The organism is Pseudomonas sp. Z3-6 (assembly GCF_051131985.1).
GTDB lineage: Bacteria > Pseudomonadota > Gammaproteobacteria > Pseudomonadales > Pseudomonadaceae > Aquipseudomonas > Aquipseudomonas zanjanensis.
Genome location: NZ_CP071644.1, coordinates 4,942,486 through 4,963,271 on the forward strand (window position 1 = coordinate 4,942,486; position 20,786 = coordinate 4,963,271).

Sequence of the window (20,786 nt, forward strand, 5' to 3'; positions counted from 1 at the left end):
GGTTTCCTGTTGTGGAGACGCATCAGCCACGGGGGGATTTACTCTCGGGCTGCACTTTCGCCGTCGGCGCGATCAGTGGCTTGTGCATCGCGACGGCCTTGACCCCGCCAAGGGCAAAGGCCTCGGCGCTTTGCTCGAAGCCCAGGTGTCGATAGAAGGCCTGGCTGGAACGGGTGCTGTTGAGGCGCACCCGGGCCACCCCGCGCCCGCGCAGCCAGGTCTCGATGTCTCCCACCAGCGCCTGGCCGACACCCCGGCGGAAGGATTCTGGCTGCACGTAGCAGAAGGCGATCCGGCCACTGGCCGTGGCCATGGCGACACCCGCCGGGCGTCCCTGCAAGCGTGCCAGGGTCAGGCGCAACCGTGGGTCGATCAGCCAGGGGCGAATATGCGCGAGAGTGTTGTGGCGCACCCAGGCGGCCACGACAGTGGGATCGTTGCGGTGTTCGGCGGCACACCCGACCCGGATGGAGCGCTCGGCGATCCGGCTGATGATGCCGGCATCGCTGGGCGTGGCCGTGCAGATTTCAATGAAGGTGTCCATGGCGCGGTTTTCCTCAGTCCTTGAGTCGAGCTGAAAAAAACATAGACCCGGATAACGCCAGTGCGCCAATGGCAGGTCGTTACAGCAGATGTACAACGACCATGCCGAGAGATTACCGATGCTCTTGGGACCTAGCCTGGCTCATTGTGGCGAGGGAGCTTGCTCCCGCTGGGCTGCGCAGCAGCCCTAAAGCCAGAGGACACAGTGAGCCTGGTAGTCCGCGGCGGCGGATTTGGGCCCGCTTCGCGGTCCAGCGGGAGCAAGCTCCCTCGCCACGCAATCACCTACTTAACAACGGTTGCCTGCACCGGCATCGTCAATTCGACCCGCAACCCATCCGGGCGGCTGTCGAAATGTAGGCCACAGCCGCAACGCTGGACGATGGCCTGGACAATCGCCAGCCCCAGTCCGCAGCCGGTGCTCTGGCCGTTGCGCCAGAAGCGCTGGGTCAAGTGCTGGATGTCGTCGGCGGCGATGCCGGGGCCATGGTCGCGGACTTGGAAGCGCACGCGCTGGCCGATCATTTCCAGGCTCAATTCCACATCGCTATCGTCCGGGGTATGGCGCAGGGCGTTATCCAGCAGATTGCGCAAGGCGGCAATGGAGAGCACCGCCGGCATCTGCACGGGTGCGTCGGACAGCCCTGGGGCCAGGTGTAGCTTGATGCGCCGGGACTCACAGCCGGCAGAGTCCTGGATCGCCAACCGCGCGACCTGCTCGGCGTTGCAGTGCACGCCATCGTCGAACGACAGGCTGCCTTCGACCCGCGCCAGCAACAGCAACTGTTCAAGGGTGCGGTGCAAGCGGTCGGCGCCCTCTTCGGCCCGGGCCAGGGACTGGTCGCGGGCAACCCCTTCGGTCATGCGCGCCACTTGCAGGTGCGTCTTGATGGCGGTCAACGGGCTGCGCAGTTCGTGAGCGGCGTCGCCGGTCAGTCGTCGCTCGCGCTCGATGGCCTTGCCGATGCGTTGGAACAATTGGTTCTGGGTTTCCAGCAACGGCTGCAACTCGCTGGGCAGCGGATGGATCTGCAAGGGCTCCAGGGAATCGGCATTGCGCCGCATCAGCGCATCGCGCATGCGATTGAGCGGTGCCAGGCCCTGGCCGATGCCCAGCCACAACAGGCACAGGCAACCGAGCAGCGCCACCCCCACCGGCACCGAGGCGGCCAGCAACACCGACATGTTCAAGGCTTCCCGTTCGATCTGGCGGTCGGCGGTGGTGATGCGCAAGTCGCCCCGGGCCAGGGTGAAGCTGCGCCAGGGCGCGCCGTCGATCATCTGGTCGTGGAAGCCCATTTTTTCGGCTTCCAGGGCCTGTTCCGGGGTGCCGTGGCTGCGGGCCAGGATCTCGCCGCGCAAAGAGCTGACCTGGCAGGCCATGCCGCCGGGAATGCTCAGTTGCTCGGCGCTGAAATGCGTGCCGTCACCCTTGGTCGGCAAGGGCGGCAGTTGCTCCAGCAACCCGGCCACCATCCGCGCCGAGGCCACCAGGCGCTGGTCGAGGGAGAACATCATCTGGTTGCGCAGATCACTGAGCATCCACGCCGCGGCCAGGGCCCAGATCAGGGCAAAGGCCGCGCCGAGGGTCAGGCTCAGGCGCAGTCGCAGGCTTATCACTTGGAGGACTCTGCGCCGTCGGCCGGCCCCAGGCGATAACCCAGGCCACGCACGGTCTCGACAATGCCGTTGCCCAACTTGCGCCGCAGGTGATGGATATGGACGTTGAGGGCGTTGCTTTCCAGCTCGTCGTTGAATCCGTAGACACTGTCCTTGAGTTGCTCGCTGGACAACACCCGGCCGCGACTGTGCAAGAGTGCCTGCAACAGCGACTGCTCACGCCGGGACAGATCCACCGGCTGGCCGTCGAGGGTGGTTTCCCGACTGCTGGGGTCGTAAGTCAGGCGACCGTGCTCGATCAGGTTGACGCTACGCCCCGCCACGCGCCGCAGCAACGTGTGCAGGCGCGCCGCAAGCTCGCGCAGGTCGAAGGGCTTGAGCAGATAGTCGTCGGCGCCGGCCTGCAAGCCGTCGACCCGGTCGGTCACCGAGTCGCGGGCGGTGAGGATCAGCACCGGCGTCTCCAGCCCCTGCTGGCGCAATTGCTTGAGCAGCTTGAGGCCATCTTCATCGGGCAATCCCAGGTCCAGCACCATGACATCGAACTCCGCCACGCCGACCATCGCCCGCGCCGCCGATGCGGTGGCCACGTGCTCGACCGTCAGGCCCTGCGCCGTGAGGCCGGCAACGATCCCGCTGGCAATCAACTCATCGTCTTCGCAGACCAGTACGCGCATGGAAAGCCCCGTTGAAAAAGGTACATTAGGCCGCCGGCCGATTAAGCCGACATTATGCGACGACTATGGCCAACATGGGCGATCATTGCTGCCTGCCGGTCGTCGCCGGGTTAATCGACGGTTAATCGCCAGTCGCCATTGTGCTTTCCACATGCTTCGTTCTAAGGCTCTGTCCATGCGTCGATTGTTTTTTTTGTGGCTGTTCCTGATCTCGGGCCTGGCCCAGGCCGCCAATCCCTTCGAAACCAAACCCGATTTCCTGCCGGTGGAAAAGGCGTTCGTGTTCACCTCCGAACGCCTGGACTCCGGTGAAACCCAGCTGTTCTGGCAGATCGCCGATGGGTACTACCTCTATCAGCAACGGCTCAAGTTCGATGGCCTGGCCGAGGCGCAAAAACCCAAGCTGCCTGAGGGTGAAGCCCACAGCGACGAGTTTTTCGGCGACCAGCAAGTCTATCGCCAGGCGCTGGAACTGAAGATACCCGCCGGCGCCACGGGCAAGATCAAGGTGGGCTTCCAGGGCTGTGCCGACGCTGGCCTGTGCTACCCACCCCAGACCCAAGTCGTCGACTTGGGCGGCAGCGCACCGGCGGCGACCACCGACGAGGCGCCGGACCAGGCCCTGGCCAGCGGCCTGCAGCAACGGGCCTTGGGCTGGAGCCTGCTGGTGTTCTTCGGCCTGGGCCTGCTGCTGGCGTTCACGCCCTGTTCGCTGCCGATGCTGCCGATCCTGGCCGGGCTGGTGGTGGGCAGCGGTGCCGGACCGAGACGTGGCCTGGCGCTGGCCGGCAGCTACGTGATCAGCATGGCCCTGGTGTACGCCGCCATGGGCGTGCTCGCCGCACTGCTGGGGGCCAACCTTCAAGCGTTGCTACAACAACCGTGGCTGCTGGGCAGCTTCGCGGCCATCTTCGTGTTGCTGGCGCTGCCGATGTTCGGTTTCTTCGAATTGCAATTGCCGGCCGCCCTGCGCGATCGCCTGGAAAACGCCGGGCGCCAGCGGCGCGGTGGCAGCCTGGTAGGCGCCGGCGTGCTCGGCGCCCTGTCGGGCCTGCTGGTGGGCCCATGCATGACCGCCCCGCTGGCCGGTGCGCTGCTGTATATCGCCCAGAGCGGCAATGCGTTGCACGGTGGGCTGATCCTGTTCACCATGGGCATTGGCATGGGCCTGCCGTTGTTGCTGCTGGTGACCGTGGGCAACCGCTTCCTGCCCAAGCCCGGCGCCTGGATGAACCTGCTCAAGGGTGTGTTCGGCTTCCTGTTCCTCGGCACCGCGCTGCTGATGATTCGCCCGATCATCGACGGCTCGCTGTGGGTCGGCCTGTGGGGCGTGCTGTTGTTGATCGCCGCCTACAGCGCCTGGCGCCAGACCGAAGGGTTCGGTCGCATCGCCTATGTCTGCGGCAGCGCCTCGTTGCTGTTCGGCCTGTGGGGCAGCCTGCTGGTGATTGGCGCAGCGGGCGGTGGCGATGATTTCTTCCAGCCCCTGAAGGTGTACGCCGCCAGCGAGGGCAGTGCGAACGTCAGTGCCCACGACGCATTCGTCACCGTCAGCGAGCCCGCCGCCCTGCAACGGGAACTGGACGCCGCCAAGGTCCAGGGCCAATGGGTGCTGCTGGACTACTACGCCGACTGGTGCGTGTCCTGCAAGATCATGGAAAAGCAGGTATTCGGCCGCGCCGAGGTGCTCAACGCCCTGAACGGTGTACGCCTCTTGCGCCTCGACGTCACCGCCGACAGCCCCGCCAGCCGCGAGTTGCTGAGCCGTTACCAAGTGCCTGGGCCGCCGAGCCTGCTGTGGATTGGTGCCGACGGTGAAGAGCGCCGCAGCCAGCGGATCACCGGGGAAGTCGACGCCAAGGCCTTCCTGGAGCGCTGGAACCTCACCCGAGACGCACGCTGATGCTGACGTTCACCCTGGGCACCTTTGCCATCGCCCTCAATCATTTGTTGTTGATCAGCGCCCTGGCCCTGGCGACCTTCGTCGGCTGGCGGGTGGCCAAGCGCGGGGGCGAGAACCCCGAGTCGGTGCTATTCGTGCTGTTCGTGCTGGGCCTTTTGGCCGCACGGGTCGGTTTTGTTGTCGCCTATTGGCAACATTACCGGGACGACCCGTGGCAGATCGTCGACCTGCGTGACGGCGGCTTCCTGGCCTGGCCGGGCATTGTCGCGCTGCTGGTCGGCGCCTTGCTGTGGGCCCGGCGCCGCCCGGCCTTGCGCCGACCGCTGGGCTTCGGTGTCGGCAGTGGCTTGCTGTTCTGGCTGGTGGCGACCATGTCGTTGACGATTTATGAACAAGGCACCCGGCTGCCCGAGATAAACCTGCGCACCGCCGACGGCGAGACCGTGAAGCTCACCGACTACCAGGGCGGCCCTCTGGTGATCAACCTGTGGGCCACCTGGTGCCCGCCTTGCCGACGAGAAATGCCGGTGCTGGAAGAAGCCCAGCAACAGCGCCCGGACCTGACCTTCCTGTTCGTCAACCAGGCCGAAAGCATGCAAAGCGTCAGTACCTACCTGGCCACCCAAGGCCTGAGCCTGACCAATGTTCTGTTCGATGGCAGCGGCCGCCTCGGCCAGGCCGTGGGTTCCATGGCCCTGCCAACTACCCTGTTCTACAGCGCCGACGGCCGCCTGCTGGGCAGCCACCTGGGCGAACTGTCGGAAGCGAGCCTGGCCCGCGCCCTGGAACACTTCGAAACGCCCGACTCGCCTACGACGCCCCACTCCGCCACAAGGAAACCGCCATGCCCCGCCTCCGCCACCTGCTGACCCTGGCCGTTGCCGCCGCACTGTTGCAGTCACCGCTGCTCCAGGCCGAAGAGTTGCCTGCGGCCATCAAGAAGATCGAAGCCAAGGGCGCGAAAATCGTCGGCACCTTCGAGGCCCCGGACGGGTTGCGCGGTTACGCGGCGCAATACCAGAACCGCGGGATGGCGCTGTACCTGACCCCGGACGGGCAGCACGTCCTGCTGGGCAACCTGTACGACGCCGACGGCAAGGACTTGAGCGCCGAACCGCTGCAAAAACTGGTCTACGCCCCGATGGCCAAGGAAATCTGGGCAAAGATGGAAGCCAGCAACTGGATCGCCGACGGCAACAAGGACGCACCGCGCACGGTGTACCTGTTCAGCGACCCGAACTGCCCGTACTGCAACATGTTCTGGGAACAGGCCCGGCCTTGGGTCAAGGCTGGCAAGGTGCAGTTGCGCCACATCATGGTGGGCATCATCCGCGAAGACAGCCCGGGTAAATCCGCTGCCTTGCTGGCCGCCAAGGACCCGGAAAAAACCCTGGCCGAGCATGAAAAGGCCGGCAAGGGCAGCCCGCTCAAACCGCTCAAGGACATCCCACCCGCCATCCAGGCCAAACTGGACGCCAACCAGCAGTTGATGGACGAACTGGAACTGTCCGCCACCCCGGCGATTTTCTACCTGGATGAAAAAGGCGACCTGCAACAGCAGCAAGGCGCGCCGTCGCCGGACAAGCTGGTGAAGATTCTCGGGCCGAAGTAGTCCAAAGTCCAAAACGGCTCTTGTGGCGAGGGAGCTTGCTCCCGCTGGGGTGCGAAGCAGCCCTTGGATCTCCTGCTGTGGTTCGTCAGATTCACCGCATTGGTTTTTTTGGGGCTGCTGTGCAGCCCAGCGGGAGCAAGCTCCCTCGCCACGGTTAGCCAACAGTCAGTGCTTGCGCGCCAGGAACTCCAGCAACGCCTCGCTCACGAATTCCGGATTCTCCAGGTTGGAAATATGTCCAGCCTCGGGAATCAGCACATGGGAACAGCCAATCAGCTCGGCCATTTCCAACGCCTCGGACGGTGGACGCGGCTTGTCCTGGTCGCCGCACATCACCAGCGTGCGCTTGGCATCCAGCTCATGCAGGCGCGGCAGGATGTCGTCCCGGCCAAAAATGATCCGTCCCAGCGGCACGACGCTGTCGCGCAGGCGCTCGCTCGGCAACGCGGCCAAGGTGGCGCGGAACTGCCGGTAGAGGGCTGACTGCGGATCGATACCCGGCCGGAAGAAGATCGGCACGATGATGTCCAGCAACGGCTCGGGAATACTGCCGCTGGCTTCGATCTTGTCGAACAGCGAGAAGTAGTAAAGCCGGGTCGGCTCCGGCTCGACGCCGACGTAGGTGTCCATCAATACCAGCGACTGCACACGCTCGGGCGCCGCCAGTGCCAGCCGCGCGCCCCACATCCCGCCCACTGAAAGCCCGACCAGGTTGAAGCAGTCGATATTCAGGTGATCCATCAATGCCAGTGTCTGGCGGGCCAGGTCGTCCAGGGAGGACATGCCTTCTGGCAAGCGTCCGGACTGGCCGTGGCCCCATAATTCCGGAACGATCACCCGGTAGTGCTTCGACAAAACGTCAATCTGCGGCGCCCACATGCTGTGGTCCCACAGATAGCTGCTGCCCAGCAGCACCACCGGGCCTTGACCCTGGTCCAGGTAATGGAGCGGTTGTCCGTCGATCATTGCAAACGGCATCGGTGACCTCCTTGTTTGAATCTGGAAAAAAGCCCTGGGGAGACTGAGCCGCCAGGCGCGAGGCGTCAACCTTGGGCTTGGCAATGTCCGGGCAATGCCATCGCGGGCAAGCCTTGCTCCCACAGGGTTGAAGCTCGAACACAGATAATCTGTTCGCAGCCGATTCCTGTGGGAGCAAGGCTTGCCCGCGATGAGGCCACTACAGACACCGCAAAACTACAACCCCTCCAACTCCGCCATCAGGTCATTCAACCGATCCACCTTCTCCTCAGTGATCTCGCTTGCCGCCAGCCCATCGATGTACTCGGCCAGTTCCTGCACCGTGCCGCACTCGAACATTGCCCGCAGTGGCACATTGCGTTGCAGGGCCTTTTGCACCCGTGAGGCGATTTGCGTCGCCAGCAAGGAATGGCCGCCCAGTTCGAAGAAGTTGTCCCGTACCCCTACCCGCTCGACTTTCAGCACCTGGGCCCAGATGTCGGCCAGGGTCTGTTCCAGCTCATTGCCGGGGGCCTGGTAGTCCTGGCTGTGCAACTGGCCGATCTCCAGGGCCGGCAAGGCCTTGCGGTCCAGTTTGCCGTTGGCGTTGAGGGGCAAGCGATCGAGCCACAGCCAGTGCAGCGGCACCATGTATTCCGGCAGTTCGGTCCGCAGGCGGTGCTTGATACGGTCCAGGCGTTCGGCGGGTTTCAGCGCCGAGTCGGTGGCCACGAGGTAGCCCACCAGATGTTTGCCATTAACCCCCTCCTGCACGCCCACCGCGCCATCGCGCACTTCCGGCTGCTCATGCAACCGAGCCTCGATTTCCCCCAGCTCGATGCGGTAGCCGCGGATCTTCACCTGATGGTCGATGCGCCCGACGTATTCCAAGACCCCGTCGCTGCGCCGCCGCGCCAAGTCGCCGGTGCGGTACAGCCGTTCCCCCGGCGCCCCGAACGGGTTCGGCACAAACACCGGGGCAGTGCGCAACGGATCGCTGACATAACCACGCCCGACCCCGGTGCCCGCCACGCACAACTCACCCACCGCGCCCAGCGGCACCAGGTCCAGCGCGCCGTCGAGCAGATACAAACGGTTGTTGTCGGTGGGCGTGCCAATCGGCAAATAAGTGCCACGGGTCGACGCCTGATCGACGCGGAAGAACGCTACGTCGTCGGAGCATTCCGCCGGGCCGTAGGCGTTGACCAGGCCGATGTCCGGGTAGCGCAACAACCACTGGTGAGCCAGTTCCGGCGGCATCGCTTCGCCGGTGGGCAGCATCCAGCGCAGGCCGTCCAGACGGATGCGTTCCTGGGCGAGCATGCCCTGGATCAGCGACGGCACGCTTTCCAGCACGGTAATGCCCTGCTGCTGCACATGCCCCAGCAGCCCTTGCGGATCGTGGGCGATGGCGTTGGGCACGATGTCGACCCGGGCGCCGAACAACGGCGCGGCAAGGAACTGCCAGACCGAAATATCGAAGCTCTGGGAAGCCGTCTGGGCGATCACATCCGCCTCGCTCAGCGCCAGGTAAGGCACTTTGCTCAGTTGGTTGTTGAGCATGCCCCGTTGTTCCACCATCACGCCTTTGGGCAGGCCGGTGGAGCCGGAGGTGTAGATCACGTAGGCGAGATTGTCCGGCCCGCTGTAGACGCCAGGGTTTTGCGGCGAAAAGTCGCCGGCCTGGACGCTTTCCCATACCAGCAGCTTCGGCCGCCCGGAGCAGGCGAACTCATCCAACAAGGCCAGTGCCTGGGCCTGGCAGGCCTGGGTGCAAACCAGTAGTGGCGTACGACTCAACTCGATGATGCGGCTCAAGCGCTGGCTTGGCAGGCCGGGATCCAGCGGCAGGTAACCGGCACCGGCCTTGAAGCTGCCGATGATCATGCCCAGCAACTCGGCATCTCGTTCGGCCAGCAGCGCCACCGGCTGATCCAGACCGACACCGGCCGCAATCAGGGCGTGACCGAGGCGGTTGCTGCGGGCATTCAACTCGGCGTAGCTGTAGGTCGCGTCCAGGCAACTGACCGCAAGGCGTTGCGGATGGGCCGCGACCCGCGCCTCGAACAACTCGACGTAGCTCTGCTCCAGCGGATAAGCATGCTCGCTCCGGTTGCAGCCTTCGATCAGGAAATCCTGTTCTTCGACACCGATCAGCGGCAGCTCGCTCATATCGCCGTGCAAGCCCTCCATCAGCGCCAGCAGCAGCCGCTTGAACTCGCCCAGCAGGCCTTGGACGGTGCTTTCATCGAAGTAGCGCTGGTCGTACGAAAGGTGCAGCCCCAGGTCGTCTCCCGGGTAGCAGACCGCCGTCAGCGGGAAGTTGGTGTGGGTACGACCCGAGTCTGAAGTGGCGTTGAGGCTTTGGGCGCGATCCAGCACCGAGACTTCCACCGGCGCGTTCTCGAACACGAACAAGCTGTCGAACAGCGGCTGGCCCTTGGGCAGTTCGCTGACTTCCTGGATGCTCACCAACGGCAGGTATTCGTACTCGCGCAGTTGCATGTTGCGGTCCAGCAAATCGCTGAGCCACTGGCGCACGCTGCAGCGCTGATGAACCTCGGTCATCTGCACGCGCAAGGCGATGCTGTTGATGAACAGCCCCACGGTGCGTTGCATCTGCGGCAACTCCACCGGGCGCCCGGCCACGGTGACACCGAACAACACGTCGCGGTCGCCGCTGACCCGGCGCAGTACCAGGGCCCACGCCGCCTGGGCGAAGGTGTTGACCGTCAGTTGATGGGCCTGGGCCAGCTCCCGCAGCCGCGTACCGTCCCGAACGTCGAGGCGGGTGTAGCAGTCGCCGACGATCATGCCGCCGCTGTCACCGGCGTGCTCGCGCAGGAACGGCCGGTCGCCAGGGATCGGCGTGGTCCGCTCGAAACCTTGCAGGTTGTCCTTCCACCACTGCCGGGCTTCGTCCAGGCTCTGGTGCTGCAGCCAGCCGATGTAGTCGCGATAGCGCGGCGGCACGGCCAACCGCGGTTCGCGCTGTTCGCCCAGGGCGGTGTAGACCTCGAAGAAATCGTCCATCAGCAGCGAACGGCACCAGGCATCGATGAGGATGTGGTGATTGCTCATCATGAACCAGTAGCGTGCCGCGCCGACCCGGATCAACCGCAAGTGGAACGGGGCCTGGTTCAACAGATCGAAACCGGCCTCGCGCTCATCCTTGAGCAAGGCCTGGAGCTTGGCTTCCTGGGCGTCTTCGGCCACCTCGGACCAGTCGAGATAGTCCACTGGCGTGCGGCCGGGCTTGTGGATGATTTGCAGCATGTCTTCGCCAACGTTCCAGCAGAACGAGGCTCGCAAGGCTTCGTGGCGAGCGATGACCGCCTGCCAGGCCTGGGCGAAGCGCTGCGGGTCCAGTTCGCTGTTGATGCGGTAGCGATCCTGCATGTAGTACAGGCCAGTGCCCGGCTCCAGCAAGGTATGCAGCAGCATGCCTTCCTGCATGGGCGTCAGCGGATAGACATCTTCGATCTGCGCGGCCGGCACAGGCAGGCTGTCGAGCTGGCCCTGGGTCAGCTTCGCCAGGGGGAAGTCCGAAGGCGTCAGGCCGCCCGCCTCGTCCGTCAGGCAGTGTTCGATCAGGCGTTGCAACTCATCGAGGTAGGCCTCGGCCAGCGTAGCAATGGTCTCGCGCTCATGACGTTCGGCACTGAAGGTCCAACGCAACACCAACTCGCCGCCGCTGACCTGGCTGTCGACGCTCAGCTCATTGGGCAGTGGCGCGGCGGGATCATGGATCGCCCCCAGCGGCGCATCCAGCGGCTGGAACAGCGCCTCCTGGCCCAAGGTCTGGTCGAGCTGGCCCAGGTAGTTGAAAGTGATCGCCGCGTGCGACAGGCCGGCCATCGCCTCGCGAGTCGCCGCATCCGCCAGGTAGCGCAGCACACCATAACCGAGGCCCTTGTGGGGCACCGCGCGCAGCTGCTCCTTGATAGCCTTGATCGAACCGCTGACGCTTTCGCTCGCGGGAGTCAGGCGCACGGGGTAGACGCTGGTGAACCAACCCACGGTGCGGGTCAGGTCGAGGTCTTCGAACAGCGCTTCGCGGCCGTGGCCTTCGAGCTGGACTAGGGCCGAATCATGGCCGCTCCATCGGCACAACACTCGAGCCAGCGCCGTGAGCAGCAGGTCATTGACCTGGGTGCGGTAGACGCTCGGCGCCTGTTGCAGCAGCTGCCGAGTGCGCTCGGCGTCCAGGCGCACGCTGACGGTTTGCGCGTGACGCTCCTGGCGTCCCCCCTCGGGGTTCGTGCATGGCAGCGCGACGTGCGCACCGCTCAACTGCGCTTGCCACCAACCGAGTTCTTCGCGCAGGGATTCGCTGCCGGCGTAGGCCTGCAAACGCGCGGCCCAGTCGCGCAACGGGCTGGTCTTGGCCGGCAATTGCATCTCTTGCCCGGCGACGAGCTGGCGGTAGACGGTTTGCAGGTCGTCCATCAGCACCCGCCACGACACACCGTCCACCACCAGGTGATGGATGACAATCAGCAACCGTTGCCGGCCATCCGGCGTTTGCGCCAACACGGCATGCAGCAGCGGCCCGGTGGCTAGATTGAAACGGCTCTGCGCCTGGGCAAACAACGCTTCGCACGCTTGCGCGGTGTCCACGGATACCTGCTGCAACAGCACGGCGTCAGACAGCGGCTGGTGCTCGGCGCGCCAGTGCCCGGCGGTTTCGCCAAAGACCAGGCGCAAGGCATCGTGGTGCTGGAAGATCGCGTGCAGGGCCTGTTCCAGTGGTTGCGGGTCCAGGGCCGTGGTCGGCTCCAGCAGCAACGCCTGGTTCCAGTGATGCCGGTTGGGCATCGGGCGGTCGAAGAACCAATGCTGGATCGGCGTCAACCCGGACTCACCCTGCACCAGGCCCTGTTCGGCGTGCACCTGCTGGCTGCGCGTGGCGACGGCGGACAGGGTCTGTACGGTCTGGTGCTGGAACAAGTCCCGGGGCGTGAAATGAATGCCCTGTTGCCGGGCGCGGCTGACCACCTGGATCGACAGGATCGAATCGCCGCCCAGTTCGAAGAAGTTATCGTTGAGGCCCACCTGCGTCACGTTCAGCACGTCGCACCAGATCGCCGCCAGGGTCTGCTCCAGGGCATTGCTCGGCGCCACGTAGTGTTGGCGATTGAGTTCAGGATCGGGCAGCGGCAAGGCGCGGCGGTCGAGCTTGCCGTTGGCGGTCAGCGGCATGCTCGCCAGCAGGATCAGGTGCGTGGGCACCATGTAGTCCGGCAGTTGGGCCTTGAGGTGGTTTTTCAAGGCGTCGCGCAGGGTCGCTTGTTGCTCGCCGTCCTGGCTGGCGATGTCGCTCACCAGGTAGCCGGCCAGTTGCGTGCCGCCCGGCAGGTCGAGAGCCAGGACCACGGCCTCGCGCACCGCCTCATGTTCCAGCAGGCGGGTTTCGATTTCCCCCAGTTCGATGCGGAAACCACGGATTTTCACCTGATGGTCGATCCGTCCCAAATACTCCACCAGACCGTCGGCACGCTGGCGCACCAGGTCGCCGGTGCGATACAAGCGTCCGCCTTCGGGGGCGAACGGGTCGGCGACAAAACGCTCGGCGGTCATGCCCGGACGCTGGTGATAACCCTGGGCCAGGCCAGCACCGCCGACGTACAACTCACCCGTGGCGCCTGGTGGCACCAACGCGAGGTCGGCGTCGAGGATGTAGGCCACCCGGGCGCCAACCACGCTGCCAATCGGCACACTGGCCGCGCCCTCCTCCAATTGCTCGGGGGCCAGGCTCGCCAGCGGCATGACCACGGTTTCGGTCGGACCGTAGGCGTTGAAGAACAGGCTCGGGCTGAACGCCGCGCGAATGCGCTGCAAATGCTCGCCGGTCAGGGCTTCGCCGCCGGTGATGCACATGCGCACCGGCAACGTCTGCCCTTGGGTAGCCAACCACTGCGCCAACTGACTGCCATAGCTGGGGGTGAAGCCGAGAATGTTGATGCGATGCTGACGAATCAGCCCGCAGATTTCCTCGGCGTCCCACTGGCCTTGGGCACGCAGCACTACTTGGGCACCACTGAGCAACGGCACCAACAGGCGTTCGGTGGCGGCGTCGAAGTTGATGGAATAGAAATGCAGCTCGCAATCGTCCGGGCGCATGCCAAAGCGCTGGATCACCGCCTGGCAATGCATGGCGATTTCACCGTGGGACACCACCACGCCCTTGGGCTTGCCGGTGGAGCCGGAGGTGTAGATCAGGTACGCCTGGTGTTGCGGCAGGTTGATCAACGGCAGCGGGTGGTCCGGGTAGTGGGCCAAGGCCGCCGAGTCGTCTTCCAGGCTCCAGCAGCCCACGCCCTCGGGCAAAGCACCCAGGGCCTGGAGCATCGCCCGATCGCTGAGCAACAGGCTGATGCCACTGTCTTCGATCATGTAGTGCAGGCGATCCAGTGGGTATTCCGGATCCAGCGGCACGTAGGCACCGCCAGCCTTTAGGATCGCCAGCAGGCCGATGACCATTTCCAGCGAACGCTCCAGGGCCAGGCCGACCCGCACCTGCGGTCCGACGCCTCGCTCGCGCAAGTGCCAGGCCAGGCGATTGGCGCGGCTGTCCAGTTGCGCATACGTCAGGGTCTGCCCGGCGAAGGTCAGGACCGGCGCATCGGGACGCGCCCGGGCCTGTTCGTCGAACAGTTCATGGATGCATTGGTCGAGGCGATGCTCACCGGGCTCGACGCCCAGGCTGTCGAGCAATTGTTGCTGCTCGCCAGCCTCCAGCAACGGCAGCTCGCTCAACCGGCGGGCCGGATCGTCCAGCAACGCTTCCAGCAGGTTACGCCAATGCCCGGCCATGCGCGCGATGCGCGGCTCGTCGAACAGGTCGGTGCTGTAGGTCAGGCAGCAACCCAGGCGCTGGTCCAGATCCGTGACTTCCAGGTTGAGGTCGAACTTGGTGGCCCGGGCGTCGTTGACCAGGTAGTCGACGCTCATGCCGGCCAGCGTGCGGCTCTGCTGGAACTCCCAGCGCTGCACGTTGCACATCACTTGGAACAGCGGGTTGTAGGCCGCACTGCGCGGTGGTTGCAGGGCTTCCACCAGATGATCGAACGGCAAGTCCTGATGGGACTGGCCTTCGATGACGGTGTGGCGGACCTGTTCGAACAATTCGCCCACCGACATTTGCCCGTCGAGTTGGCAACGCAGCACTTGGGTGTTGAGGAACGCACCGATCAGCCCTTCGCTTTCCAGACGGATACGGTTGGCCACCGGCGCGCCGATGCGCAGGTCGGTCTGGCCGCTGTAGCGGTAAAGCAGCACCGCCAGGGCGGCGGTCATGGTCATGAACAGGGTCAGGCCCTGTTGCGCATTGAAGGCGCGGACCCGCGCCGCCAGTTCATCGCTCAGATCGAAACGGAACAGTTCGCCACGATGGCTTTGCACGGACGGACGCGGGCGGTCGCCGGGCAGCTCCAGCAGCGGGTGTTCGCGGCCCAGTTGCGCGGTCCAGTAATCCAGCTGCCGCTGACGCTCACCGGACTCCAGCCACTGGCGCTGCCAGACGCTGTAGTCGAGGTATTGCACCGGCAACGGTTCCAGCGGGGATTCGCGGTCGTCGACAAAGGCTTCGTACAGCGCGCTCAGTTCCCGGGCGAAAATGTCCATCGCCCAGCCTTCGGTGACGATGTGGTGCAACGTCAGGACAAAGTAATGCTCATGCTCGGCGGTCTTGACCAGGCAGGCTCGCAGCAGCGGACCGGTTTCCAGGTCGAAGGGCTGGTGGGCCTCGCTGTCCGCCAGTTGCTGCACCCGCTGTTGGCGCGTGTCGGCGGCCAGTGTCGAGAAGTCCTGCCAGTCCATGCGCAGGCCCGTCTCGTTGTGCACCTGTTGGCGGGCCACGCCGTCGACGCTCGGGAACGTGGTGCGCAGGGTTTCGTGACGCAGGATCAATGCCTGCAAGGCCGCCTCGAAGCGCCCGACATCCAGTACCCCGCGCAAGCGCGCCATGCCGCCGACGTTGTAGGCCGGGCTGTCCGGCTCCATTTGCCAGAGGAACCACATGCGCTGCTGGGAATACGACAGCGGCACCGGTTGACTGCGGTCGACCTGCTCGATGGCTGGCTGGCGGTTGGTCTGGCCGCTGGCCTGGATCAAGCGCACCTGTTCGGCGAAGGCTCCCAATTCACTGGCCTCGAACAGCGCCCGCAACGGCAGTTCCACGTCACAGGCCTGGCGAGTGCGGGAAATGATCTGGGTCGCCAGCAGCGAATGGCCGCCGAGGGCAAAGAAATCGTCCCGCAGGCCGATACGCACCAGTCCCAGCACATCGCGCCAGATGCCGGCGATTTGCTGTTCGAGGGCGCTGACCGGCTCGACGTGCTCGCGCACCTGCCATTGCGGCTCGGGCAAGGCGCGACGGTCGAGCTTGCCGCTCGGGCTCAGGGGCATGGCGTCCAGGCGCAGCAGTTGGGCGGGCACCATGTAGTCCGGCAGCTCGGCGGCCAGGGCGGCCTTGAGTCGACTATTCAACTCGTCCTGACCTTGAGCGACATCCGGGGCGGTGTAATAGCCGATCAGTTGCGGGCCGGCCGAAGTGTCGCGCACCAGCACCGCCACTTGGGCGATGCCGTCCTGGGTCAGCAGGCGCGCTTCGATTTCCTGCGGTTCGACTCGGAAGCCGCGCAGCTTGACCTGCTGGTCGAGGCGGCCGAGGTATTCAATCACACCGTCGGCGCTCCAACGGGCGCGGTCGCCAGTCCGGTACAACCGCGCCCCGGCCGGGCCCAGGGGGTCGGCGACGAAACGCTCGGCGCTCAGGCCCGGACGTCCGAGGTAACCCCGGGCCAGGCCCAGGCCGCCGATGCACAGCTCGCCCGGGACACCGGCCGGCACCGGATTGAGGTCGCTGTCGAGCACCCGGCACAAGACGTTGCCCAAGGGACGGCCGATGGGCGAGCGCTCGCCATCGGCTTCGGTGCACTGCCAATGGGTGACGTTGATCGCGGTTTCGGTCGGGCCGTAGCGGTTGTGCAACTGTACCGACGGCAGTTGCGCCAACACCCGGTTGCGCAACTCGGCCGGCAAGGCTTCGCCGCCGGAAAACAGCCGGCGCAGGCTGGTGCAGCGGGCACTCAGGGGTTCATCGATGAACAGGCTGAGCAGCGGCGGCACGAAGTGCAGCGTGGTGACGCCAAACTGCTGCACCAACTGGGCGATGCGGTGCGGGTCACGGTGTTCGCCGGGGCTAGCCAGCACCAGTTGGCTGCCAGTGATCAGCGGCCAGAAGCATTCCCAGACCGACACGTCGAAACTGATGGGGGCCTTTTGCATCAGCACATCGCTGGCGTCCAGCCCGTAGGTCGCCTGCATCCATTGCAGGCGCTCGGCCAGGGCCGCGTGGGTGTTGCCGACGCCTTTGGGCTGACCGGTGGAACCGGAGGTGTAGATCACGTAGGCCAGGTGATCGCCGTGCAGGTGCAGGCCCGGCGGGTTGCTCGGCCATTGCTCCAGGTGCAGGGCGTCCATGGCGATCACACTGACGCCGTCGCACGCCGGCAAACGCTCCAGCAATGCGGTTTGAGTCAACAACAGATCGACGCCACTGTCCTGAAGCATGTAGGCCAGACGGTCGGCCGGGTAGTCCGCATCCAGCGGCACATAGGCGCCGCCGGCCTTGATGATGGCCAGCACACCAATGAGCAACAGCGGCGAGCGCTCGGCGGCAATCGCCACGCAGACATCCGGGCCAACGCCCTTGTCCCGCAGGTAATGGGCCAGGCGATTGGCCTGGGCGTGCAGCTCGGCATAATCGAGTTGACCACCGTCCCAGCGCAACGCGATCCGTTGCGGCGTGCAGCGGGCCTGCTCGTTCAACAGTTCCGGCAGCCATTGACTGGCCGGCGCGCACGGGGCCGCGCTCCACTGTTGCTGTTGGCGGTGCTCATCGGCGGTCAACAGCGGCACGTCACCGATGGCTTGCTGCGGATCGGCACAGACCGCCCGCAACAGGTTGCAGTAGTGCTCCGCCAGGCGGGCGATGGTCGTCGCCTCGAACAATTCGTCGGCGTAGTCGAACGACAGGGTCAAGCGACCGTTGCGATCTTCTTCGCTGTGCAGTTGCAGGTCGAACTTGGCTTCGCGGCTGTGCCACGGCAACGCTTCGGCGAGCAGCCCCGGCAGGCGTCGCAAGGCGCTCAGGTCACGTTGCTGGTGGTTGAACATCACTTGGAACAAGCCGTGCTCGCGCGCCTCGGGAAACGCTTCGAGCAACTGTTCGAACGGCAGGTCCTGGTGAGCCTGGGCACCCAGCGTGGCTTCGCGGGCCTGGGCCAGCAGCGCGGCGAACGGTTGGCGGGAATCGACCTGCCCACGCAGGACCTGGGTGTTGATGAAGAAGCCGATCAGCCCCTGGGTTTCCAGGCGCGGACGGTTGGCGTTGGGTACACCGATGCGCAAGTCGGATTGCCCGGTGTAACGCTGCAACAGCGCCTGGAAGGCGGCCAGCAACAGCATGAACGGCGTCGCGTCATGGGTCTGGGCCACTTGGCGCAGGGCTTCGCCGAGGTCCTTGTCCAGGCGCAAACTGTGCCGCGCGGCGCTGCGTTGGCGTTGAGCGCTGCGTGGATGATCCGTGCCCAACATCAGGGCCGAATGTTCAGCGCCCAGTTGCTGCTTCCAATAGCTCAGTTGACGCTCGGCCTCGCCCTCGGCCAGCCACTGGCGTTGCCAACTGCCGTAGTCGGCGTACTGCAAGGGTAATGGTGCCAGCGCAACGTCCTGACCTTGGGAGAGCGCGGCGTACAGTCGGGAGAATTCTTCGATCAACACATTCATCGACCAGCCGTCGGCGATGATGTGGTGCAGTGTCACCAACAGTTGGTGATCATCCTCGTCGAGACGCAACAGGGTGACCCGCAGCAGCGGTCCCGTCTCCAGATCGAACCGCGTGGCCGCCTCGTCTTCTCGAACCTGTCGCGCCCGGTCTGCGCGCGAGTCGGCAGGCAGGTCGCCAAGGTCGATGACATGCAGCTCGAACTCGCCGACCGGATCGACCTGTTGCAGGGCCACGCCATCGCGTTCCAGGAACCGAGTGCGCAGGGACTCATGACGCTCGATCAGTCGCTGGAAGCTGGCGCGCAAAGCGTCTTCGTCCAACTCGCCGCGCAGGTGCAAGCCACCGGGAATGTTGTAGGCGCGGCTCGTCGGGTCAAGCTGCCAGGTCATCCATAAACGGTTCTGCGCCAGGGACTGCGGCAGTGGCACGTGGCGCGGCAACGCGCTGATCGCGCCCTGGGCCTGGCCGCCGTCCTGCTGCTGGTTCGCCACCGCTGCCGCGAACGCGGCCAGGGTCGGGGCGTCGAACAGCAGGCGCAGGTTGAGCGCCAGCCCGAGGGTTTCACTCAATCGCGCAATCACCTGGGTGGCGGCGATGGAGTTACCGCCCAGCAGGAAAAAATGATCATCAGCCTGGACGTGCTCGACCTGTAATTGCTCTCGCCAGACCTGGCCGATGAGGGTTTGCAATCGGCAGGACTGCGCGGACTCATCCGCCACGGTGACTTCGGTTGATGGGGTTACTTCGGCTGAGGGGAACTGGGCATAACTGTCCAAGCTGCCGTCGACCAATCGGGTGCCGCAGGCCGAGCGCTGCAACTTGCCGCTGGAGGTCTTGGGCAACGCGCCGGGATTGAGCAGCACCACCACGCTCGGGGCTTGCTGGCAGGCCTCGGCCACCGCCTGGCGAATGACGTTGATCAGGGCTTCCGGCGGCAGGATTTTCTGCACGCTGCGGCTGATTTCTGCGGCGATACCGATGCCTTCCTCACCGCCGTCGTTGACTGCGAACGCCGCCACCCGGCCCTTGCGCACCACTTCCACTTCACGCTCGATGGTTTGCTCGATGTCCTGGGGATAAAGGTTGTGCCCGCGCACGATCAGCAAGTCTTTCAGGCGCCCGGTGATGAACAGTTCGCCGCCGCGCAGGAACCCCAGGTCACCGGTGCGCAGCCAGGTCCGGCCGTCGTGCTGGACAAAAGTCTTGGCGCTGGCTTCAGGGTTGCGCCAATAACCCAGCGCGATGCTCGGCCCGGCGGCCCAGACCTCACCGACCTGATTGTCGGCCAGTGGCTGCAACGTCGCCGGCTCGACGATCAGCACCGCGTGCCCGGGCTGACTGACACCACAACTCATCACCGCGCTGCCCTGCCCCGGCTCGACCCGGTTTTGCGCCAGCGCCGCATCAACCACCCGCAGCGAAGGAATGCCGTGGTGGCGTGGCGTGCCGGCGACAAACAAGGTCGCTTCGGCCAGGCCGTAGGAGGCCATGAAATTACCGGGCGTGAAGCCGCACGGGGCGAACTTCTCGGCAAAACGCTCCAGGGTGTCGAGGCGGATCGGCTCGGAGCCGGAATAGGCCACGCGCCAGCCGCTCAGGTCGAGACGCTGCAGGGCTGAATCACTGACCCGCTCGCTGCATAACCGGTAGGCGAAATCCGGACCACCGCTGATGGTGCCGCCGTACTCGCTGATCGCTTCGAGCCAACGCAGGGGGCGGGCCAGGAAATAAGCCGGGGACATCAATACACAGGGAACGCCACTGAACACTGGCTGCAACAGGCCGCCAATCAGGCCCATGTCGTGGTACAGCGGCAGCCAGCTGACGATCACATCGTCGGGGTTCAGGTCGATGCCGAAGCCATGGCGGATCAGCAATTCGTTGGCCACCAGGTTGCCGTGGCTGACCTGCACGCCCTTGGGCAATGCAGTGGAACCGGAGGTGTATTGCAGGAAGGCAATGTCATTGTCCTGCAGCATCGGCATCCGCCATTGTCCGGCGCGGGCCGGGTCGAGGGTATCGACGCACACTACCGGTGGCGCCGATTCGATGGCTTGCAGCAGCTCGCGCAGGTCGCTGCTGGTGAGCAGCAGGCGCGGCTCGGCGTCCTTGAGAATCGACAACAGTCGCTCCTGATGGTGGCGACGAGTGGATTCCGGCGGATAGGCCGGCACGGCAATCACCCCGGCGTAGAGACAGCCAAAGAATGCCGCGACGTAATCCGGGCCACTGGGGAACAGCAACACGGCGCGATCGCCCAGCGCCGCTTCGGCCTGCAAGGCGCCGGCGATGGTCCGGGCGCGCAGGTCCAGGTCGCGATAACTCAACACCACACCCTGCCCGGGGGTGTCGGCAAGGAAGCGCAGGGCCACCCGGTCCGGCGTCAGCGCGGCGCGGCGCTGGAGGGCATGAGCCAGGGTGCTGGGGAGTTCGAACGCGTCGGTCATGGGGGGTTCCTGCCTGAATTCGGCTTGCAAGTTGTCCCCCATGGAACGGATAGCGGCGGCAAATAATTAGTCGGGTAGCTGACTCACCAAGGCCTGCCGCGAAGCATCCGGCAGCCAGGCGCCGCGGCAATGGGTCGCGGCGCCGAGGCTGGACTTTATTGCATCAATAATTCTTCTTCTCAATTGACAATCATTATCATTAAGCCTAATTTGGCGCTCGATGTGTAGGACG

Annotated in this window: 8 protein-coding genes; 3 read left to right on the forward strand and 5 right to left on the reverse strand. The window is 65.1% G+C overall.

Features of this window, described 5'->3' with window-relative positions; all coding sequences use genetic code 11:
- Positions 1-22: 22 nt before the first annotated feature.
- The 3 genes from J3P88_RS21350 to J3P88_RS21360 form a co-directional block, all read right to left on the reverse strand.
- The gene (locus J3P88_RS21350) at positions 23-544 is read right to left on the reverse strand and encodes a GNAT family N-acetyltransferase (RefSeq protein ID WP_434571482.1); all 522 of its coding nucleotides are present in this window, start codon (positions 542-544) and stop codon (positions 23-25) included.
- A 284-nt stretch (positions 545-828) separates the two neighbouring features.
- Positions 829-2,163 carry an ATP-binding protein gene (locus J3P88_RS21355; protein WP_434571484.1) on the reverse strand — a complete coding sequence of 445 codons (1,335 nt, stop codon included), beginning with the start codon at positions 2,161-2,163 and terminating at the stop codon, positions 829-831.
- A complete protein-coding gene (locus J3P88_RS21360; protein WP_186705314.1) occupies positions 2,160-2,840 on the reverse strand; it encodes a response regulator in 681 nt (226 codons plus the stop codon). The genes J3P88_RS21355 and J3P88_RS21360 overlap by 4 nt, the downstream gene beginning before the upstream one ends.
- Before the next feature lie 175 nt (positions 2,841-3,015).
- Here J3P88_RS21360 and dsbD point away from each other — a divergent pair, with 175 nt between their 5' ends.
- The 3 genes from dsbD to dsbG are packed head-to-tail and all read left to right on the forward strand — an operon-like array spanning position 3,016 to position 6,355.
- The gene (gene dsbD, locus J3P88_RS21365; protein ID WP_434571487.1) at positions 3,016-4,743 is read left to right on the forward strand and encodes a protein-disulfide reductase DsbD; all 1,728 of its coding nucleotides are present in this window, start codon (positions 3,016-3,018) and stop codon (positions 4,741-4,743) included.
- Positions 4,743-5,612 carry a TlpA family protein disulfide reductase gene (locus J3P88_RS21370; protein ID WP_186705316.1) on the forward strand — a complete coding sequence of 290 codons (870 nt, stop codon included), beginning with the start codon at positions 4,743-4,745 and terminating at the stop codon, positions 5,610-5,612. The genes dsbD and J3P88_RS21370 overlap by 1 nt, the downstream gene beginning before the upstream one ends.
- Positions 5,588-6,355 (forward strand): thiol:disulfide interchange protein DsbG, encoded by a 768-nt coding sequence (gene dsbG, locus J3P88_RS21375; protein ID WP_186705317.1) that lies wholly within the window; start codon positions 5,588-5,590, stop codon positions 6,353-6,355. Before J3P88_RS21370 ends, dsbG begins: the two co-directional genes overlap by 25 nt.
- Positions 6,356-6,520: 165 nt before the next feature.
- Here the strand turns inward: dsbG and J3P88_RS21380 are convergent, their stop codons facing one another.
- Together J3P88_RS21380 and J3P88_RS21385 are read right to left on the reverse strand one after the other, a co-directional pair.
- The gene (locus J3P88_RS21380) at positions 6,521-7,333 is read right to left on the reverse strand and encodes an alpha/beta fold hydrolase (protein ID WP_434571489.1); all 813 of its coding nucleotides are present in this window, start codon (positions 7,331-7,333) and stop codon (positions 6,521-6,523) included.
- Positions 7,334-7,549: 216 nt separating this feature from the next.
- Positions 7,550-20,554: a non-ribosomal peptide synthetase gene (locus tag J3P88_RS21385; protein ID WP_434571491.1), complete on the reverse strand. Its 13,005-nt coding sequence runs from the start codon at positions 20,552-20,554 to the stop codon at positions 7,550-7,552.
- Positions 20,555-20,786 lie beyond the last annotated feature (232 nt).

Bases quoted from the DNA above. Each gene is read 5' to 3' on its own strand.
- J3P88_RS21350 (WP_434571482.1), bottom strand. From the start codon at position 544: ATGGACACCTTCATTGAAATCTGCACGGCCACGCCCAGCGATGCCGGC.
- J3P88_RS21370 (WP_186705316.1), top strand. From the start codon at position 4,743: ATGCTGACGTTCACCCTGGGCACCTTTGCCATCGCCCTCAATCATTTG.
- J3P88_RS21360 (WP_186705314.1), bottom strand. From the start codon at position 2,840: ATGCGCGTACTGGTCTGCGAAGACGATGAGTTGATTGCCAGCGGGATC.
- dsbG (WP_186705317.1), top strand. From the start codon at position 5,588: ATGCCCCGCCTCCGCCACCTGCTGACCCTGGCCGTTGCCGCCGCACTG.
- dsbD (WP_434571487.1), top strand. From the start codon at position 3,016: ATGCGTCGATTGTTTTTTTTGTGGCTGTTCCTGATCTCGGGCCTGGCC.
- J3P88_RS21380 (WP_434571489.1), bottom strand. From the start codon at position 7,333: ATGCCGTTTGCAATGATCGACGGACAACCGCTCCATTACCTGGACCAG.
- J3P88_RS21385 (WP_434571491.1), bottom strand. From the start codon at position 20,554: ATGACCGACGCGTTCGAACTCCCCAGCACCCTGGCTCATGCCCTCCAG.